This window comes from Nonomuraea sp. NPDC049709 (assembly GCF_040674815.1).
Lineage (GTDB): Bacteria > Actinomycetota > Actinomycetes > Streptosporangiales > Streptosporangiaceae > Nonomuraea.
Window position 1 is genome coordinate 139,245 of the sequence record NZ_JBFANM010000017.1, and the last position, 17,232, is coordinate 156,476.

Genomic DNA, 17,232 nt, shown 5'->3' on the forward strand with positions numbered 1-17,232 from the left:
CCCTCCGGGTGGCCTGAGGCTTTGAAAGGCCCCGCACGGGTGACCGTGCGGGGCCTTTTCGGCATCCTGGGCACGCTCGATCGTGGCGGCGAGCCAATGCGGAACGATTCTTGCCGCAATGCCGCCTAAATTCGCGGCATGGAAGAGATCAAGCCTTTTCACATCGACATCCCCCAGTCCGACCTCGACGACCTGAGGGACCGGCTGCGGCGCACCAGGTGGGCCGCGCAGCTGCCCGGCGGGTGGAGCAGGGGCGTGCCCGTGGCCTACCTGCGCGAGCTCGCCGGCTACTGGGCCGGCGGGTTCGACTGGCGGGCCCAGGAGGCCAGGCTCAACGCGTTCCCGCAGTTCACCACGCGCATCGACGGGCAGACGATCCACTTCCTGCACGTACGCTCGCCCGAGCCCGGCGCGCTGCCCCTGGTCATGACGCACAGCTGGCCGAACACCGTCGCCGAGTTCCTCGACGTCATCGGGCCGCTCACCGACCCGCGCCGCCACGGGCTCGACCCCGACATCGCCTTCCACGTCGTGGCCCCCTCGCTGCCCGGGTTCGCCTTCTCGCCGTTCCCCGAGCCCGCCGACGAGCGGCCGTGGAGCATCGAGCGGGTGGCGCGTACGTGGGCGGAGCTGATGGCCGGGCTCGGGTACGACCGGTACGGCGCGCACGGCAACGACGCCGGGGCCATGGTCACCCCCCAGCTCGCCGCCCTGGACCCCGAGCACGTCGCCGGCGCGGTCATCACGGCCGGGCTCGGCATCCCGTCGGGGGTGCCGGGGGAGCTGGACGGGGCCACGGAGGAGGAGCTGGCCCTGCTGGGGCTGATGACGGAGCGGATGGCCGGCGGCAGCGGGTACGGGACCTACCTGGCCGCCAGGCCGCAGACGCTGGGTCATGGGTTCGCGGACTCGCCGGTGGCGCAGCTGTCCTACCTGGTGGAGAGGTTCAAGGAGTTCGACGGGTGGGGGTCGGGGGACGAGCCCGTGGACCGGGACCTGGTGCTCACCAACGCCAGCCTCTACTGGCTGACGGGGACGGGGGCGTCCTCGTCGTGGCCGTACTACGAAGGGGCGGCGGGCCTGCCCATCGACCAGAGCGTGGTGCCGACCGGGGTGACCCACGGCGGGCCGGCCGTGATGCGGCGGATCGCCGAGCGCGGGAACGACCTTGTCTATTGGGGAGATGCGGACAGTCCCAGCCACATGGTGGCCATGGCGGCGCCCGGTCCGCTGGTGGAGGGTATACGGGCCTTTTTCCGGATACTTCGCTGAGCGGGTCACAGATTTTACCTAGGAGCCTTTGCAAGGCTCTGACCTGCGGGGTTGGACGCTGAGACACTGCCTGTGCTGTTGGTCGTCGCGACTTGTCAGGGGTTGCAGTGGGCATGGTTCAGCGGATGATCCAGGGCACGGCCGCGCTGACGGCCGCCGTGACCGCCACCACCGTCCCGCCCCCACCCGCCACCTCCGCCGCCACCGCCCCCCGAGCGGTGAACGCCGCCACGAGTGCCGCCTGGGCCGCACTGTCGCCGCACGCGGTCGCCTCCGGCGCGGCGGCGGCCGCTCCGGGGGTGGCCAGGCGCGACACGGAGTCCAGCGGTCCCGGCTCCTTGGTGCCCGGCGGTCCCGGCGGGACGGCATCCGATGGTCCCGGTTCCTTGGTGCCCGGTGGGCTCGGCGGGGCGGTGTCCGGCGGTCCCGGTTCCTTGGTGCCCGGTGGGCTCGGCGGGACGGCGGCCGATGGTCCCGGCTCCATGGCGCCCGGTGGTCCCGGCGGGGCGGAGTCCGGTGGTCCCGGCTCCTTTGTGTCCGGCGGGACGGGTCCGGGGTGGACGGCGCCCGGTGGGCTCGGCCCGGTGGGGCCCGGCGGGTCCGGCCCGCTGCTGTCCGGCGGTCCCGGCCGAACCGCACCCGGCGGTCCCGGCTCGGAGGTGTCCCGCGGGTCCGGGCGGATGACGGGCGGTGCCGGGATGGCCGGAGCCGATGTCGCCGGGGCCGATGTCGCCGGGGCCGGGGGCGCCGGGAAGGCGCGGCGGCAGGTGGCGTGGTGGGACTGCGGCGACGGGTTGCGGTGCGGCAAGCTGTCCGTGCCCGTCGACTGGGCCAGGCCGCGCGGCCCCCGTACCGAGATCGACCTGGCCTGGATGCCCGCGCACGACCCGACCCGCAACCTCGGCGCGCTGGTCGTGAACACCGGCGACGAGTCCGCCGTCCAGGCCGTGCGCGCCCGGCCCGACACCGTGAGCGAGCTGGCCAGGTGGTTCGACGTGGTGCTGGTCGAGCCGCGCGGCATCGGCGACCGGGGGAGCACCTCCATGGTGCGCTGCTCCGTCCCGCCCCCCGACCCCCGGCGGCTCCAGATCACCCCCGGCCCGGCCGCCTGGCGCGCCTACGCCCGCGACAACGCCGCCTACGACCGCAGCTGCCGCATCGCCGCCGGCCCCGCCTACGCGGGCCTCACCTCCTGGCAGGTGGCCCACGACCTCGACGCCCTGCGTGCCGCGCTCGGCCAGCCGCGGCTGCGCTACTTCGGCAACGCCTACGGGGCGGTGTACGGGCAGGCGTACCTGGAGCTGTTCCCGCGCCGCGTCGAGCGGATGTACCTGGAAGGCGTGCCCGACCACACCGAGCCCGGCCTGGGACGGCGGCTGATCGCCCGCGCCCGAGCGGCCGAGCGGCAGCTCACCGCCTTCCGCGACTGGTGCGCGACCCGCATGGGCTGCCCCCTCGATGACGACGACGCCGTGTCGGTGCTGGACGACCTGCTGGAGCGTGCGCCCCTGCCCGCCGGCCCCGGGCGCTCGCTGGACGCCCGGCTGATCACGGCCGCCGTGCTGGCCGGGCTCGCCCCGCAGCGCTGGCCGGAGCTGGCCAGTGCCATGTCGGCGGCCGAGGAGGGCGACGCGAGCGCGCTGGCGCGGATGGCGGCCGTGGCGCAGCCGGTGGGGCCCGGCACGGTGGCTCGGTCGATGGCGTGCCACGACTTCATGCCCGCCGCCCCCGGCTACCGGCGGTTCCTGGCGATGGAGTCGCGGCTGCGCGAACTGGCGCCGCGCGTGGGCTGGCTGACCGGCCGGTACGAGGTGGCCCGGTGCGTGGGGCTGCGCGGCCGCCCGAGCTGGCCGCCCCGGCCGTTCCGCCCGGCCCGCGCGGGCAAGGGACCGTCCGTGCTGGTCGGCATCGGCCGGCTGGACACCGACAGCCCCGCCTCCGGCGCCGCCCGCGTGGCCGCGCGGATCCCCGGGGCGGCGATGCTCTGGCACGGCGACGGGCACGGCGCGTACCTGATGCAGGGCGTGAGCAAGCTGCGCGCCACCTGCCTGCGCACCCGCGTGCACGACTACCTCGTCAACGGCGTGCTGCCCAGGCCGCGCACCGTGTGTCCCGGCGAGCTCACGGCGGGCATGGGCTCCTGAGATAGGGTGCTGCCCGTGCTGATCGAACGGGCGGTGCCGTCGGATGCCGGCGAGATCCTGACCCTGCAGCGGGCGGCGTACGTCAGCGAGGCCCAGCTCTACGGCGACCCCTACATCCCACCGCTCGTCGAGTCGCTGGAGCAGGTCCGCAAGGTCGTCGAGGGCGCGCTCGTGCTCAAGGCGATCGCCGCCGGCCGGATCGTGGGCGCGGTGCGCGGCCGGCTGTCCGGCACCACCTGCCTGGTCGGCCGCCTCGTCGTCGCGCCCGACCGGCAGGGGCAGGGGGTGGGCACGGCCCTGCTGCGCGCCCTGCACGAGCAGATGCCGGAGGCGACGGCGTTCGACCTGTTCACCGGTCACCTGTCGGAGGGGAACCTGCGGCTCTACCGCCGTCTGGGCTACCGGGAGACGAGCCGCGAGCGGATGGACGATCACCTGACGATGGTCTACCTGCGAAGGACGCCAGATCGATCCCGTCCTCCGCAATGATCACGGCGCGGCCCATGTCGTCGTCCACCCAGTTCCACCCCCACCGCCACTCCGAGCCCGCCGGATGCTCGGCGTTCAGCCGGTCGAGCGCGGCCCGCAGGGCGAAGGCGGGCACCACGACCTGGTGCCGGCCCCGCCACGGCACGTGCTGGGGCGCCTCGATCGGCGGCACCGGGACGCCGTGCCCGCGCAGCGCCGCCAGCACCTCGCCCGGGTCCACCCCGAACAGGTGCAGCGGCGTCGGCCCCCGGTCCGCCTCGGTGTGGTGGGCCAGGGCGGCCAGCCACAGCTCCGGTGTCGGAGTGCGCAGCCCGGCGGCCAGGGCCAGGCCGGTCGCGATGCCGTGCAGCTCGTGGAAGCTCGGGGTGGCGAAGCCGCCGGCCCGGTGCGGCGGCCCGGCGTGGTGGGGCAGGCACTCCGCTGCGCGCTCGCGGCCGAGCCCGGCCTGTGCCAGCACCCGCGCGGCGAGGGAGTCGCCGGCCAGCAGGGCGAGCACCACGTGCGGCGGCCCCACCCAGTCGTCCCCGGCGGCCGCCGCCTGCTCGTGCGCGGCCCGGAAGATGCTAGAGACCATGTCTACGATGATGAGCCCAAGATGATGGACCCGCACGGCCCGATGGTGGATAGGCTTTTCGCGTGCTGAAGATTGGGCTCACGGGCGGGATCGGTTCGGGCAAGAGCGAGGTGTCCAAGCGCCTGTCGGCCAGGGGTGCGATGGTGATCGACGCCGACAAGATCGCCCGCGAGGTGGTCGAGCGCGGCACGCCGGGCCTGGCCCGGGTGGTGGCCACGTTCGGCGACGACGTGCTCCGCCCCGACGGCTCGCTCAACCGGGAGAAGCTCGGCTCGCTCGTCTTCGCCGACTCCGAGAAGCTGGCGGCGCTCAACGCGATCGTCCATCCGCTCGTGGGGGAGCGGGTGGCGCAGCTGCAGCGGCAGGCGGCCGACGACACGATCATGGTGTACGACGTGCCGCTGCTGGTGGAGAACAAACTGGCCCCGATGTACGACGTGGTCATCGTCGTGGACACGGCCGACGAGGTGCGCATCAGCCGGCTGGCCGAGCACCGGGGCATGCCCGAGGCCGACGCCAAGGCCCGCATCGCCGCCCAGGCGAGCCGCGAGGACCGGCTGGCCGCCGCCGACATCGTGATCCCCAACGAGGGCTCGCTGGACGAGCTGGACGCCCGGGTGGCGGAGGTCTGGGACGAGTTGCTGAGGCGCGCCGCCCGCGGTTGACGGCATGACCCCCTTCCATGACGATCGGAAAGATCGCCCGACAGGTTCGTGGAAGGACCGCAGATGCCGCGCTCATCGCCCTGGCGAGCCGCCCTCGCCGCCGTAGCCGTCGTCCTGAGCGTGATCGTCCCGGTGACCCCGGCCGGGGCGGCGGCGCAGTCGTTCCGCAACCCGGTCAACCCGGCCGCCGACCCCAGCCTGATGTTCCACAACGGCGACTACTACGTGGCCACCACGCGCGGCGACCGCATCGGCATCTGGCGCTCGCCCAGCCTGGCCACCCTGCTGGCCGCGCCGGAGCAGGTGGTCTGGCGCGACGGCGACACCAGCCGCAACACGCAGATGTGGGCGCCCGCCTTCCGCCACGTCGGGGCCCGCTGGTACATCTACTACACCGCCTCCGACGGCGTGGACGCCAACCACCGCATGTACGTCCTGGAGTCGGCCGGCGACGACCCGATGGGCCCGTACTCGTTCAAGGCCAAGATCGCCGACTTCGGCGAGTACGCCATCGACGGCGAGCCGATCACCCACAACGGACAGCAGTACTTCGTCTGGGCCGGTCCCGGGCGCGGCATGGGCGGCCCGGCGCAGCTGTACATCGCCCGGATGAGCAACCCGTGGACGGTCACCGGCGGCCGGGTCGCGATCCCCGCCGGCGGCGGCTGCACCGAGGTGCGCGAGGGCCCGACCCCGCTCTACCGCAACGGCAGGACGTTCCTGACCTACTCCACCTGCGACACCGGCAAGCCCGACTACCAGCTGTGGATGAAGAGCATCGCGAACGGCGCCGACCCGATGGTGGCCGCCAACTGGACGCAGCACGCCGGGCCGGTGTTCGCGCGCAACGACGCGACCGGCGTGTGGGGCCCGGGGCACCACTCGTTCTTCCGCTCGCCGGACGGCACCGAGGACTGGATCGCCTACCACGGCAAGAACACCAGCACCTACACCTACGACTTCCGCACCACGCGGGTGCAGAAGTTCACCTGGAACGCCGACGGCACCCCGAACTTCGGCCGCCCCCTCGCCGCCGGCGCCACCCAGCAGCTCCCGTCCGGCGACCCGGGCGCCGCCACGTCGGTGATCAACGACTTCGACCCGCAGGTCACGTACGCGGGCACCTGGCAGTCCGGCTCCGGCTGCGGCAACCAGTGCTTCTGGAGCAACGACCACTGGAGCGGCCAGGCCGGCGCGACGGCGACGGTCCGCTTCACCGGCACGCGGGTGGCCCTGCTGAGCGTGCGCGACCGGGGCAACGGCATCGCCGCCATCTCCGTCGACGGCGGCCCCGAGCAGCGCGTCGACTACTACAGCGACATCCGGGTCGGCGAGCAGCTCAACTACCTGAGCCCCGTCCTGGCGCCCGGCGAGCACACGTTGCGGGTGCGCGTGACCGGCGAGCGCAACCCCGCCTCGGGCAGCACGGTGATCAGCATGGACCGGATCGAGGTGTACTAGAAGGGCGAGTCGAGCGGCAGCTGGCGCACCCCCGGCAGGTACGCGTCGAGCTCGCCCAGCTCGAACCGTGACATCCCGACGACGTGCCAGAACTGCCCGCCGGGGTCGCCCTGCACCTTGTACCGGCCGTCGGGCGCCAGGGCGGCCCACCCCTCGGCCAGCCCGAGCAGGGTCGCCCGCCGCTCGCCGCCCGCCCAGAGGATCACCACGCCGTCGTCGCCGGCGCTGGCCAGCAGGTCCTGCGACGGGCTGAAGGCCACCGACCACACCCGGCGGGCGTGCCCGGCCAGCGTGTGCCGCAGGTGGCCGGTCGCGGTGTCCCACACGCGGACGAGGAGGTCGTCGCCCCCGGTGGCCAGGCTGTCGCCGGAGGCGCTGAACGCCACGCTCCACAGCCGCCCGTCGTGCCGGTCGAGCGTGTGCGCGAGCCGGGGCTGCCAGGGCTGGCCGGGGCGCAGCTCCCACACCAGGGCCTTGCCGTCGTTTCCGGCGCTGGCCAGGTGGCGGCCGTCGGGGGAGAAGGCCACGGAGTAGACCCGGTCGGTGTGCCCTTCGAGGGTGGCCACCCGGCCGCCGGAGTCGACGTGCCACAGGCGTACGAGCTTGTCGTCGCAGCCGGTGGCCACGTAGGAGCCGTCGGGGCTGAACGCGATCGAGCGCACCCGCCCGCGGTGGTCCATCAGGTTGACCGCCAGCCGCCCGGTCGGGCGGTACCAGATCCGCACGCTGTCGTCGTCGTTGGCCGTGGCCAGCATGTTGCCGTCGGGGCTGAACGCCTCGGCCCACACGTGGTCGGTCTCGGCGTGCAGCTCGCGCTCGTAGTCGCCGGTGACGGCGTTCCAGAAGTGCACGCCGCCGTCGTTGCTGCTGGTGGCCAGCGTGGGCCCGGCGGGGGAGAACGAGGCCGAGATCAGCCGGTCGGCCGTGCCGCTGAACTCGCGCAGCCGCCGCCCCGTGCGCGGCTCCCACACGCGCACGATGCCGTCGTTGCCGCTGGTCGCCAGCATCGTGCCGTCGGCGCTGAACCTGACGGAGGAGATGCGGCGCCCGTGGCCGCGCAGCACCCGCTGGCTCTGGCCGGTCACCGGGTCCCACAGCCGCACGGTGCCGTCGTTGCTGCTGGTGGCCAGCTGCTGCCCGTCGGGGCTGAACGCGAAGGGCCAGACCGAGCTGCGGTGCCCGGTCAGCTCGATCCGCTGGCCGCCGCCGAGCCGCTGCAGGCGTACGACGCCGTTGGAGTCGCCGCTGGCCAGGGTCTGCCCGTCGGGGCTGAAGGTGACCTGGTAGACGGCCGCCGCGTGGGTGGTGTGCACGCCGCGGGCCTCGCCGGAGGGGTCCCACACGCGGACGCTGCCCGCCGTGTCGCCGGTGGCCAGCAGCGTGCCGTCGGGGGAGAACGTCACGCAGTAGACGCTGCCCAGGTGGCCGGTCAGCTCGTGCAGGAGCGTCCACGTGGCGGTGTCCCAGAGCCGGACGGTGCCCGCCTCGTCGCCGGTGGCCAGCAGGCGGCCGTCGGGGCTGTGCACGGCGCGGTAGACGCTGCCGCGGTGCTCCCCGAGCGTCTCCTTCACCTGGCCGGTGCCGAGGTCCCAGACGCGCACCACGCCCGCGGAGTCGCCGGTCACCAGCGCCGAGCGGCCGAACGAGGCGGTGAAGACGGGCGCCCGGTGGCCGCTCAGCTCGTGCGCGAGCCGCCCGGTGGCCGTCTCCCACACGCGTACGACGCCGTCCCCGCCGCCCGCGGCCACCAGCTCGCCCGAGGCGTCGAGGCGCACCGGCCACACGCCGTCGGGGTGGCCGGCCAGCCGGCGCAGCGGCTCGCCGGTCAGCGCGTCCCACAGCCGCACGGCGCCGTCGCTCGCGCCCGTGGCCAGCAGCCCGCCCGCGAACGTGACCGCGTAGACGCGGCCCCGGTGCCCCTGCAACGTGCGCACGGGCGCGCCGCCGACGCACAGCAGCACGCCGCCGTCCTCGTTGCCGATCGCGATCGTGGCGCCGTCGGGGCTGTAGGCGATCGGCTCGGGCAGGCGGCTGGTCTGGAAGTGGTAGCCGTACGGGACGCCGATGCCGGCCGGCGCGAACTCCACCTCGACCGGCTGCCCCGGCACCACGGCCGCGCCCGGCAGGTGCGGCAGCGTGCCGGTCACGTTGATCAGCGAGGCCCGGTGCCAGCGGGCGCCCTCGAGCGCCGCGTCGCTCAGGTCGACCTGCGCCAGCCGCGCCCCCGACAGGTCGGCGCCGCGCAGGTCGGCCCCGGTGAGCTGGGCGCCGTCGAGCCGCGCGCCCACCAGCCGGGCGTCGCGCAGGGTCGCCCTGGACAGGTTGGTGCCCGCCAGCGTCGCCTCGGACAGGTCGGCGCCGGTGAGGTCGACCTCCCGCAGGTCCCTGGCCGACAGGTCCTCGCCCTTCAGGTTGGCCCCGCGCAGGTCGGCGCGGGCCGGCGTGCGCAGCCGGGCGGAGATCTTGACCGCGTTCGCCCTGGACACGTCGTCGCCCGGCGGGTCGGCCACCCATGCCCGCAGCGCCCGCACGTCGGCCAGGTCGCACAGGAACTCCACGGTCAGCGCCGACAGCGGCCGGCGCGACAGCAGGAGCGGGCTGTCCAGGGTCGTCGCGATGTGCCGGGCGATCAGCCATTCCATCACCGAGGCGTGGATGAAGCCGAACATGCCCTCCTCGGTGCGTACCAGCAGGCTGCCCGACCCCATCCGGAACGCGGCGTGCGCGGCCGAGAGCTGCCCGTCGGCCAGGTCGGTCAGCGTCTCGCCGATCTCGGTCAGCTCGTCCAGGCCCAGCAGCGCCTCCCCGGAGTCCCACAGGCGCACCGCCAGCGCGGTCACCGCCTGCCACAGCTCGTCGGTGGTCAGCCCGGCCGGCGAGCCGGGGATCCTGGCCCGCCGCTCCTCGAAGGCCAGCCACGAGCTGAGGATCTCCTCGTACAGCAGGGCCGGGCTGATCGTGTGGCGCGCCTCGGCCACGGTGCGCAGGCGGTCGGCGTCGAGGTCGGCGATGAAGCTGAGCATGCGCGGGTTCTGCGCCAGCGCGAGCAGGTCCTCGATCTCCCCCATCAGCGACATGCGGGCGGCGGCCTCGTCGCCGCCGGCGAACCTGTTGGCCAGGTAGGAGCGGATCTGGTCGGGCGTGAAGTCCTCGACGCTGAGCACCCGGCGCTGCGGCAGCACCCCCACCATCTCGCCGAGCGAGGTCAGCACCTGGCTGTGGGACTTGAAGTGCTGCGTGCGGCTGGCCACCACGATCTTCGCCTTGTCGTCGGCCGCGGCCAGCAGCGTGGCCAGGTGGTCGGCCGCCCGGTCGTAGGTCAGCCGGGTGACCAGCTCGTCGAACCCGTCGAACAGCAGCACGATCCGCCCCTGCCGCAGCAGGTAGCGGAACGCCTTGAGGTCGATGAACTCCTCGCCGTGGCCGGCCAGGTGGGCCGCCACCAGCGCGTCCACCGAGTGCGCCTTGTCCAGGGCGCGCAGCTCGATGAGGATCGGCGTCAGGTGCGGCAGCTCGACGGGGATGCGGCGGGCCAGCTCCCGCAGCGCGAACGTCTTGCCGTGGCCGAAGTCGCCCAGCAGCAGCAGGAAGCGGCCGTGGTCGGCGGCCAGCAGGCGCATCAGCTCGTCGGTCAGGCCCTGCCTGACCTGGCTGCCGGGGCGGTCGAGCTCGCGGTAGCGCTGCGGCACGTACAGGTCGGGCGGGTAGCGCCGGTCGGTCGTCAGCCTGGCGGTCTGCTCGGCGACGTAGCCGCTCAGGTCGAGCAGCCCCTGGAACTCGGTGAAGCTGCGCAGCCGCACACCCTTACGCATCAGGTCGTCGCGGATCGCGCGGGACGCGGGCGGCCCCTGGTAGACCAGCTCGGCGGCCAGCCCCACGGCGTGCGCTCGCCGGACGAACTCCGCCGCGGCCGCCTCGTCCGGCTCGCCCACGTGCGCGCCGATCATCGTCTGGCGGACGAACCCGTCCTCGGGGTGGGTGACCACCAGGTGCGTGTCGAACCTGCGGATCCTGGCCCGCTCGTGCCGCGCCTCGCAGACCTCGGTGATGCGGTCGAGCAGCAGCTCGTACGGGCTCGGCTCGCGCTCCTCGGGCTTCGGCGCGGGCGAGGGGACGGCCGGGGCCTCGCCGGTGAACGTGGCCTGCGCGGCCCGCCACCGGGCGCGGACCGGCTCGGGCCGGCCGGCGGGCTGCGCGTCCGGCAGCCAGGTGCGCAGCCCGTCGGGGCCGATCTCGACGACCTGGTGCCGCCCCGAGCGCGGCGCGGCGATCCGGCCCTCGGCCGCCGGCCCGGAACCGCCGTGGAAGAGCAGGTTGAGCCGGTGGCCCAGCAGCCGCTCGAACGTCGGGGCGTCTCTCAGCTCGTCCGGCGGGTGCCCGATCGCGCCCAGCCGGAGCCACGCGCTCTCCTCGTACGGCCGCAGCCGCTCGGCGAACCAGGCCGCCTGCGCCTCTCCGAGCTGCGCGTACGCGTCGCGCTCCAGATGGCTCATCGCCATCGTCGAGTTGAGCCCCGCCACGACCACCTTCAGATCGGGCACCTCGAACAGCGTCCACGGCTGCCCGCCGTCGAACGCCCGGTCGTCCAGCCCCTGGTAGACCTCCCCGAACAGCTTCGCGAAGTGCCGCCACTTGGGCCAGTAGGGGGGCTGCGGGCTCACGTCGTCGGCCTCGCAGGTCATGAAGTAGGCGCTGGCGGCGGCCTTGGTGACGTCGCGCGGCCCGGGCAGCAGGATCAGCCGGTGCGGCTCCAGCCCGAGCAGCAGCCGCAGGTCGGTCACGAACCGCGTGGCCTGCCCGAACTGCCCCAGGCTGCCGGACTCGGTCAGGTCACCGCTGACGACCATGAGGTCGGGGCGGGGCATGCCGCGGTCGTACATGGCGGTCAGGTCGGCCCAGATGCGGGCCTGCATGTCCTCCGGCGTGAAGGGCTCGCCGGGGTCGGGCAGCGCCCTGCCGAACCGGGGGCCGCCGATGTGCAGCACGCTGATCGACTCGCGTCCCCTGCTCTCGCCGGCCGACGGCGGGAACTTCGGCGCCGTGACCGGCGCGCGCCGGGCCCTGGCCCGCTCGGCGGGCGGCGGCAGCGTCGGGACGGGCGCCGGCACGGTGGAGCCGTCGGGGAAGGCGGGCGCGGCGTCCGGTTTGGCGCGGCCCGCCATCGCCTCCCTGACCCGGCCCAGGAGCAGCGCCCTGGCCTGCCCCGGGTCGGAGACGCCCAGCAGGTCGACCCAGGTGATCGTGGACAGCAGGCCCTCGACCTGGACGTCCTCCAGCCGGATCGTGACGAGCTTGTTGGAGGGGTTGTCGGGGTCGGCCCGCAGCGCCGCCTGCCACTCCATCCGGCCGTAGCGGGAGCCCAGGTAGTTGCGCGAGAGCACGGCCACGACGAGCTGGGCCTCGCTGACGCCGCGATCCATGAAGTCGATGAAGTTCGTGCCGGGCACGAAGTCCCAGGCCTGGATCATGGTCTTGTAGCCCGCCGCCTCGAGCTCCCAGGCGATCCACGTCGCCCAGGCCGTGTCGGCCGGGGAGTAGCTGACGAAGATCTCGGTCGGCCTGCCGTCGCGCGCCATCTGCCCAGTATCCCCTGCGGGATCGGCATTTTGGAGCCTGTGTGCGATCATCATCGGGTGTTGCGGCGTGTTGGCGTGCTCGACTGGATCAGGATCGGGCTGCTGGTTCTCGGCCTGGTCTTCGTGGCGACGGGGCTGCTGCCCTGGGCCGATGCGGCGCGCAGCCTCGACGAGATCGGTCCACTGCTGGTCTTCCTGGTCGCGATCATCGTGCTGGCCGAGCTGACCAAGGAGGCCCAGGTCTTCGACGCGATCGCGGCGAGGATGGCGGTGCTCGGACGTGGCAACTACGCCGCCCTCTTCTTTCTTTGTGCCGCTTTCGCGTCATTTGTCACGATATTTCTGAACTTGGACACGACGGCTGTCCTGCTCACCCCGGTCATGCTCGCCCTGGCGCCCAAGGCCCGCATCGCCGCACTGCCCCTGGCCATGACCACGATCTGGCTGGCCAACACCGCCAGCCTGCTGCTGCCGGTCTCCAACCTGACCAACCTCCTGGGCATGGACAAGATCGGCCTCGACGCCCAGGAGTTCGCCGCCCGCATGTGGGCGCCCCAGATCGTCTCGATCGCGGTGACGATGGTGTTCCTGTGGGTGTTCTACTGGCGCCGCGGCGAGCGGCGCGACCTGCGCTACACCCCGCCGGTGCTGGAGCCCGTGGCCGACCGCGTGCTGTTCACGGCCGCCTCGGCGGGCTGCCTGCTGTTCATCGTCCTGTTGCTGCTCAAGGCGCACGTCGCCGTCGCGGCCACGGTGGCCGCGGCCATCGTCCTGGGCGCCTTCGTGCTGCGCGCCCGCGGGCGCCTGACGTGGAGCCTCGTCCCCTGGCAGCTCGTCATCTTCGTGACCGGCCTGTTCCTGGTCGTGCCCACGCTCAGCGGCCACGGCCTGTCCGCTCTGATGACCTGGATGATCGGCACGGAGGGCGACCCCTATCGCACGGCCGCCGTCGGGGCCGGCCTGTCCAACCTGATCAACAACCTGCCCGCCTACCAGGCCGTCGAGATCGTCATCCCGCCCGCCGACCAGGACCGCCTGCTGGCCCTGCTGGTCGGCACCAACGTCGGCCCGGTCATCACCCCGTGGGCGTCGCTGGCCACGCTGCTGTGGTTCGAGTCGTGCCGCCGCCATGATGTCAGGGTCCCGATGCGCCGCTTCCTGCTCACCGGGGCGGGCCTGGCGGTCACTGGGCTCGTGGCGACGGTGTGGGCGCTGGTGGAGTTCGGCTGAGCCCGCCGGCAGCGGGTCAGGCGGCGGCCAGCTCGTAGGCGCCGGCGACCGCGTCCAGGGCCCAGCGCATCCGGGGCACGTACATCTCGGGGTGGTCGCCGGCCTCCTGCGCCACGTACGCCGCGCACCAGGACGGGTCGCCGCCGCACGCGCACAGCCGCTCGTTCACGGCCGCGCGGATCTGGAACGGGGACAGCGTGTCGGAGGGCTGCAGGGTGGTGGCGAAGAGCACCTGCGCCAGCTCGGTCGTGGTGATCATGTCGGGCTCCTCTCCGTTCGGTGCCGTCTGCCGGGCACCCTCTAACTAGACGTCGAACGGCGACAGAACTCATCGACAAAGGACACACATTTTCTGCGCACTTTTCCTCAGTGGAGCAGCGCCAGCAATCCGGGCAGGGCGCGGGGGTGGGCGGCCACGAAGCTGCGCTCCCCGGCGGGGGCGTCGATGCACTCGTCGTACGGGCCGCCGTCCAGCGCCCGGATCTCGATGCCGGCCTCCTGCGCGAGCAGCGCGCCGGCCGGCAGGTCCACAACCCCGGCCCGGTAGCCCACCATGCCGTCGATGTCGCCGCGCGCCAGCATCGCCCACGCCAGCAGCGGCGCCCACAGCTGCAGCACCCGGCGCGCGCCGAGGTCGAGTGCCGTCTTCAGCCCTCGCACGGTCGCGTCGTCCCTGGCGATGCCGTAGCCCTGCGTCCAGGCCACCAGCGGCCCGTGCGGGCTCGGCGCGTAGGGGGGAGCCAGGCGGGCCCCTGAGGAGGCCACCGCGCCCTTCCCCCGGACGGCCGACCACGTCTGCCCCGAGACGGGGTCGTGCACCACGCCCAGCAGCGGCAGCCCGCCCCGGCACAGCGCCAGGCCCACCACGTACGTGGGCAGCCCGATCGCCACGTTGTTGGTGCCGTCGAGCGGGTCCACCAGCCACGTCCACTCGCCGCCCGCCGCCCCGGCCAGCCCTGACTCCTCGGCGATCACCGCGTGCGACGGGTACGCCGTCAGGATCCGCTCCAGCAGCAGCTTCTCCGAGGCCAGGTCGAGGTCGGTCACCACGTCGCCCGCCTCGCCCTTGGCCCGCACGCCGAGCGCGCCCCGGGTGCCCTCCAGGAGCAGCGCCCCCGCGGCCTCGGCGGCGTCCACGGCCACCGTGCGAGCGTGATCCAGGTCCATCGGGTCCCTCTCAGGTCAGGTGCGCGGCGATCAGGCGTACGGCCAGGGCCGTCTCCCCGGCGTCCAGCGGCTGCCTGGAGACGTGGTGGAGGCCGCCGCCCAGCGGCCCGAGCGACAGGTCGCGGCTGCCGGCCCGGCCCCGCCCGAGCGCGATCGTGGCCGCCTCGCCGCCCTCGGGCACGACGCTGCTGTGGAACCGGTCGGCGGCCAGCGTGTAGGTGTCGCCGGGCCCGAAGACCTCCACCAGGCCCGTGGCGTGCCGCACGGTGCGGCGGGTGGGCGAGATGCGGTCGCCGTCGGCCCCGCTGACCACCTCGAACACCCGGTGCGTGGCGTCCGCGCCGGCGTCGGTGACCACGGCGTGCACGTTGCGAACCTGGCCGTAGAGCACGTGACTGACCAGGTCCCAGCTGTGGCAGTGGATCTGCGAGGTGGTGCTCTCGGCGGGCGTGAGCGAGTCGGACCACAGGTGGAGGCATACCCCCTCGCCGCCGTCGCGCTCCAGCGGCAGGCAGACGAAGCCGAGCGGGTGGCGCACCGCGGTCAGGCCGGGCCGCGACAGCTCCGCCAGGGCCCACGACCTGGCCTCACCCGCACGCAGGAGCTCCCGGACGCCGTGGTAGCTCATGACGGGTGGGCGGGGACCGCCGGGCGCGGCTCACCGTACGGGTCCACGGCGCGCAGGGCCTTGCGGGCGATGTCGACGACGTCACGGCCGTTGTAGGACTTGGGCAGGGGCACCCCGATGCGTTCGAACAGCTCCTGCACCTCCTCGATGGTGGGCTCGTCGCCGAGCGGCACCTTCTTGTACATCTCCAGCGGCACCCGCCGCGCCTGCTCGAAGCTGAGCCGCAGCTCGGTGTCGCAGTTTTCGTAGTAGAACGTGTCGGCCAGCGCGGTCATGGCCCGGTTCGGGTCCTCGACCGTCATGATCAGGCGGCTGCTCGACAGGTCCCAGCGGAACGTGGTCATCGTCGACGACAGGCCTACCCCGATGTCGAGCAGGCCGTAGCGCTGGCGGTGCCAGAAGGCGGCCAGGATGGTCGCGTACGACTCCTTCCTGACCCGGTCGGTCGTCCACGTCTCCCCGGTGCCGTCGGGGACGTCGGAGAGCGAGCGGCGGTAGTGCGCGTACGTCTCGCACACCTCGGCGTTGGACGGGTCGATGACCTCGACCCGGACCGTGAGGTGGCGCTTGTCCCTGCGGGCGGCCGCCACGCAGAGGGGGAGCGTGACCGCGCGCAGGTAGGTGCCGGTGCCGCCCTTGAAGCTCCACCGGGTGGTGTCCTTGCGCGCCTCGGCGTGGGACTGGGCGATCTCCTGCTTGCTGGCCAGCACCCGGACGAGCTGGAGCGAGTCGAGCGCCCTGCGGGTGCCGTGGACCATCGTCTCGATCTCCTCCAGGCGCGCCAGGCGCACGGGGAGCTCGGCCAGCGCGCCCGAGGTGATCGTCTTCTCGACGGGGGCCTGGCGGGCGCGGTCGCGCAGCAGCGCGGTGGCCACCAGGGCCATGATCACCAAGGTGGAGGCGGTGACGAGCTGGCGCTGGATGTCGGCGCCCTTGTCGCCGAAGATCTCGGGCGGCATGATGCCGAGCACGCCGACCGCGATGGCCAGGGTGAGCGCGATGGCGCCGTCGGCGTTGCGCGCCGCCCACGGGGCGGTCCGTCTCAACGCCGCCATGAACCGTGCCATCGCTCGCCCCGCCGTCCGACGATCAGTCAGTTCCCGAGGTCATGGTAACGACCGCGCCATGCGACTGCCACTGCACGCAAAGGAGCGATCTCCTAGCGGGAGATGTGGGGAATTATCGCCTCACATTCCCGATGGGGGCGGATGTTCCGCCCCCATCGGGGAGCCGTGACTCCGGGCTAGAACCACCCGCGATGGCGGGCCATCTGCTCCAGGCCGCGCTGCAGGGCCGTCTCCGCCGACTGCGGCGAGTCGTCGTAGCGCACGGTGAAGCGGTTGTAGGAGTCATGGCTGGAGCTCAGGAAGCCGCCGCGCTTGTCGGCCTCCAGGATGACGTCCATCTGCCGGGCCCCGGCGATGAACGTCAGCTCCAGCTCGTTGAAGTGGCGCCGCCACTGGCCGCCCGCGTAGTACTCGATCTCCTGGAAGAACGGCATGGTCGAGCCGTACAGGGTGCCGCGCTCCAGGTCGGCCTTCTTGAACTGGAAGCCCAGCCGGTCGAGGGCGCCGATCACGTGCTCCTGAGCCGGCAGCGGGCTGACGAACAGCGGGTCGAGGTCGCCCTTGTCGAGCGCGCCCGCCAGCGCCAGCTCCGTCTGCACGCCCAGCTTCATGCCGTGCAGCGGGTGCCCGGCGATCGCGCTGATCGGCGTCTCCCACGGGATCGTGATCTCGAACTGCTGCTGGTGCTGCGCGCCCTTCGCGAGCTGGAACGTGCCCGCCACCTGCTGGCGCAGGAAGCTGTAGCTCGTCTTGTACTCGTTGTCGCCGGATTCGACCTCCACCACGGCGGTGAGGTCGATGTAGATGCCCTCGACCTTGTAGTCGGAGTTGCCACCACGGAAATGGACGACGCCGCGCAGCAGCTCGCCGGGGCGCACGCCCGTGTTGGTCAACACCGTGTCAACCTCGACGCCCGCGCCGAACGCGGCCATCAACTTGCGGAACACCATGGGGTTCTC

The 17,232-nt window shown here is 73.3% G+C and carries 12 protein-coding genes and 1 pseudogene; 6 read left to right on the top strand and 7 right to left on the bottom strand.

Features of this window, described 5'->3' with window-relative positions:
• The first annotated feature begins 138 nt into the window (after window positions 1-138).
• The 3 genes from AB0J69_RS19225 to AB0J69_RS19235 all read left to right on the top strand — a co-directional run bounded on the left by AB0J69_RS19225 (window position 139) and on the right by AB0J69_RS19235 (window position 3,905).
• Window positions 139-1,272: an epoxide hydrolase family protein gene (locus AB0J69_RS19225; RefSeq protein WP_364118575.1), complete on the top strand. Its 1,134-nt coding sequence runs from the start codon at window positions 139-141 to the stop codon at window positions 1,270-1,272.
• Window positions 1,273-1,397: 125 nt separating this feature from the next.
• Entirely contained in the window at window positions 1,398-3,416 is a 2,019-nt protein-coding gene (locus AB0J69_RS19230; RefSeq protein ID WP_364118576.1) for an alpha/beta hydrolase, read from the top strand.
• An 18-nt stretch (window positions 3,417-3,434) separates the two neighbouring features.
• On the top strand, window positions 3,435-3,905 hold the full coding sequence (locus AB0J69_RS19235) for a GNAT family N-acetyltransferase (RefSeq protein WP_364118665.1): 471 nt from the start codon (window positions 3,435-3,437) through the stop codon (window positions 3,903-3,905).
• A gap of 436 nt (window positions 3,906-4,341) precedes the next feature.
• On the opposite strand, the pseudogene AB0J69_RS19240 reads toward AB0J69_RS19235, so the two are convergent.
• A pseudogene (locus AB0J69_RS19240) lies at window positions 4,342-4,479 on the bottom strand (Clp protease N-terminal domain-containing protein); the annotation flags it as partial.
• Between the two features lie 62 nt (window positions 4,480-4,541).
• On the opposite strand from AB0J69_RS19240, the gene coaE reads away from it, so the two are divergent.
• Window positions 4,542-5,144: a dephospho-CoA kinase gene (coaE, locus tag AB0J69_RS19245; protein ID WP_364118578.1), complete on the top strand. Its 603-nt coding sequence runs from the start codon at window positions 4,542-4,544 to the stop codon at window positions 5,142-5,144.
• Between the two features lie 63 nt (window positions 5,145-5,207).
• Window positions 5,208-6,605 carry a glycoside hydrolase family 43 protein gene (locus AB0J69_RS19250; protein WP_364118579.1) on the top strand — a complete coding sequence of 466 codons (1,398 nt, stop codon included), beginning with the start codon at window positions 5,208-5,210 and terminating at the stop codon, window positions 6,603-6,605.
• Here AB0J69_RS19250 and AB0J69_RS19255 read toward each other — a convergent pair.
• The gene (locus AB0J69_RS19255) at window positions 6,602-12,181 is read right to left on the bottom strand and encodes a TIR domain-containing protein (RefSeq protein WP_364118581.1); all 5,580 of its coding nucleotides are present in this window, start codon (window positions 12,179-12,181) and stop codon (window positions 6,602-6,604) included. The two genes, AB0J69_RS19250 and AB0J69_RS19255, sit on opposite strands and share 4 nt — an antisense overlap.
• A gap of 57 nt (window positions 12,182-12,238) precedes the next feature.
• Here AB0J69_RS19255 and AB0J69_RS19260 point away from each other — a divergent pair, with 57 nt between their 5' ends.
• Complete coding sequence (locus tag AB0J69_RS19260) at window positions 12,239-13,411, top strand: SLC13 family permease (RefSeq protein WP_364118583.1); 1,173 nt, start codon at window positions 12,239-12,241, stop codon at window positions 13,409-13,411.
• A 16-nt stretch (window positions 13,412-13,427) separates the two neighbouring features.
• On the opposite strand, the gene AB0J69_RS19265 is transcribed toward AB0J69_RS19260, so the two are convergent.
• From AB0J69_RS19265 to AB0J69_RS19285, 5 genes are all read right to left on the bottom strand, one after another.
• Complete coding sequence (locus AB0J69_RS19265) at window positions 13,428-13,670, bottom strand: hypothetical protein (RefSeq protein ID WP_364118585.1); 243 nt, start codon at window positions 13,668-13,670, stop codon at window positions 13,428-13,430.
• A 107-nt stretch (window positions 13,671-13,777) separates the two neighbouring features.
• The gene (locus AB0J69_RS19270; RefSeq protein WP_364118587.1) at window positions 13,778-14,578 is read right to left on the bottom strand and encodes an inositol monophosphatase family protein; all 801 of its coding nucleotides are present in this window, start codon (window positions 14,576-14,578) and stop codon (window positions 13,778-13,780) included.
• Window positions 14,579-14,588: 10 nt separating this feature from the next.
• A complete protein-coding gene (locus AB0J69_RS19275; RefSeq protein ID WP_364118589.1) occupies window positions 14,589-15,206 on the bottom strand; it encodes a hypothetical protein in 618 nt (205 codons plus the stop codon).
• Window positions 15,203-16,261 carry a hypothetical protein gene (locus AB0J69_RS19280; RefSeq protein ID WP_364118590.1) on the bottom strand — a complete coding sequence of 353 codons (1,059 nt, stop codon included), beginning with the start codon at window positions 16,259-16,261 and terminating at the stop codon, window positions 15,203-15,205. Before AB0J69_RS19280 ends, AB0J69_RS19275 begins: the two co-directional genes overlap by 4 nt.
• A gap of 188 nt (window positions 16,262-16,449) precedes the next feature.
• On the bottom strand, window positions 16,450-17,223 hold the full coding sequence (locus tag AB0J69_RS19285; RefSeq protein ID WP_364118592.1) for a sporulation protein: 774 nt from the start codon (window positions 17,221-17,223) through the stop codon (window positions 16,450-16,452).
• Between the last annotated feature and the right edge of the window lie 9 nt (window positions 17,224-17,232).

Bases quoted from the DNA above. Each gene is read 5' to 3' on its own strand.
- AB0J69_RS19225 (WP_364118575.1), top strand. From the start codon at position 139: ATGGAAGAGATCAAGCCTTTTCACATCGACATCCCCCAGTCCGACCTC.
- AB0J69_RS19230 (WP_364118576.1), top strand. From the start codon at position 1,398: ATGATCCAGGGCACGGCCGCGCTGACGGCCGCCGTGACCGCCACCACC.
- AB0J69_RS19250 (WP_364118579.1), top strand. From the start codon at position 5,208: ATGCCGCGCTCATCGCCCTGGCGAGCCGCCCTCGCCGCCGTAGCCGTC.
- AB0J69_RS19255 (WP_364118581.1), bottom strand. From the start codon at position 12,181: ATGGCGCGCGACGGCAGGCCGACCGAGATCTTCGTCAGCTACTCCCCG.
- AB0J69_RS19265 (WP_364118585.1), bottom strand. From the start codon at position 13,670: ATGATCACCACGACCGAGCTGGCGCAGGTGCTCTTCGCCACCACCCTG.
- AB0J69_RS19270 (WP_364118587.1), bottom strand. From the start codon at position 14,578: ATGGACCTGGATCACGCTCGCACGGTGGCCGTGGACGCCGCCGAGGCC.
- AB0J69_RS19275 (WP_364118589.1), bottom strand. From the start codon at position 15,206: ATGAGCTACCACGGCGTCCGGGAGCTCCTGCGTGCGGGTGAGGCCAGG.
- AB0J69_RS19280 (WP_364118590.1), bottom strand. From the start codon at position 16,261: ATGGCGGCGTTGAGACGGACCGCCCCGTGGGCGGCGCGCAACGCCGAC.
- AB0J69_RS19285 (WP_364118592.1), bottom strand. From the start codon at position 17,223: ATGGTGTTCCGCAAGTTGATGGCCGCGTTCGGCGCGGGCGTCGAGGTT.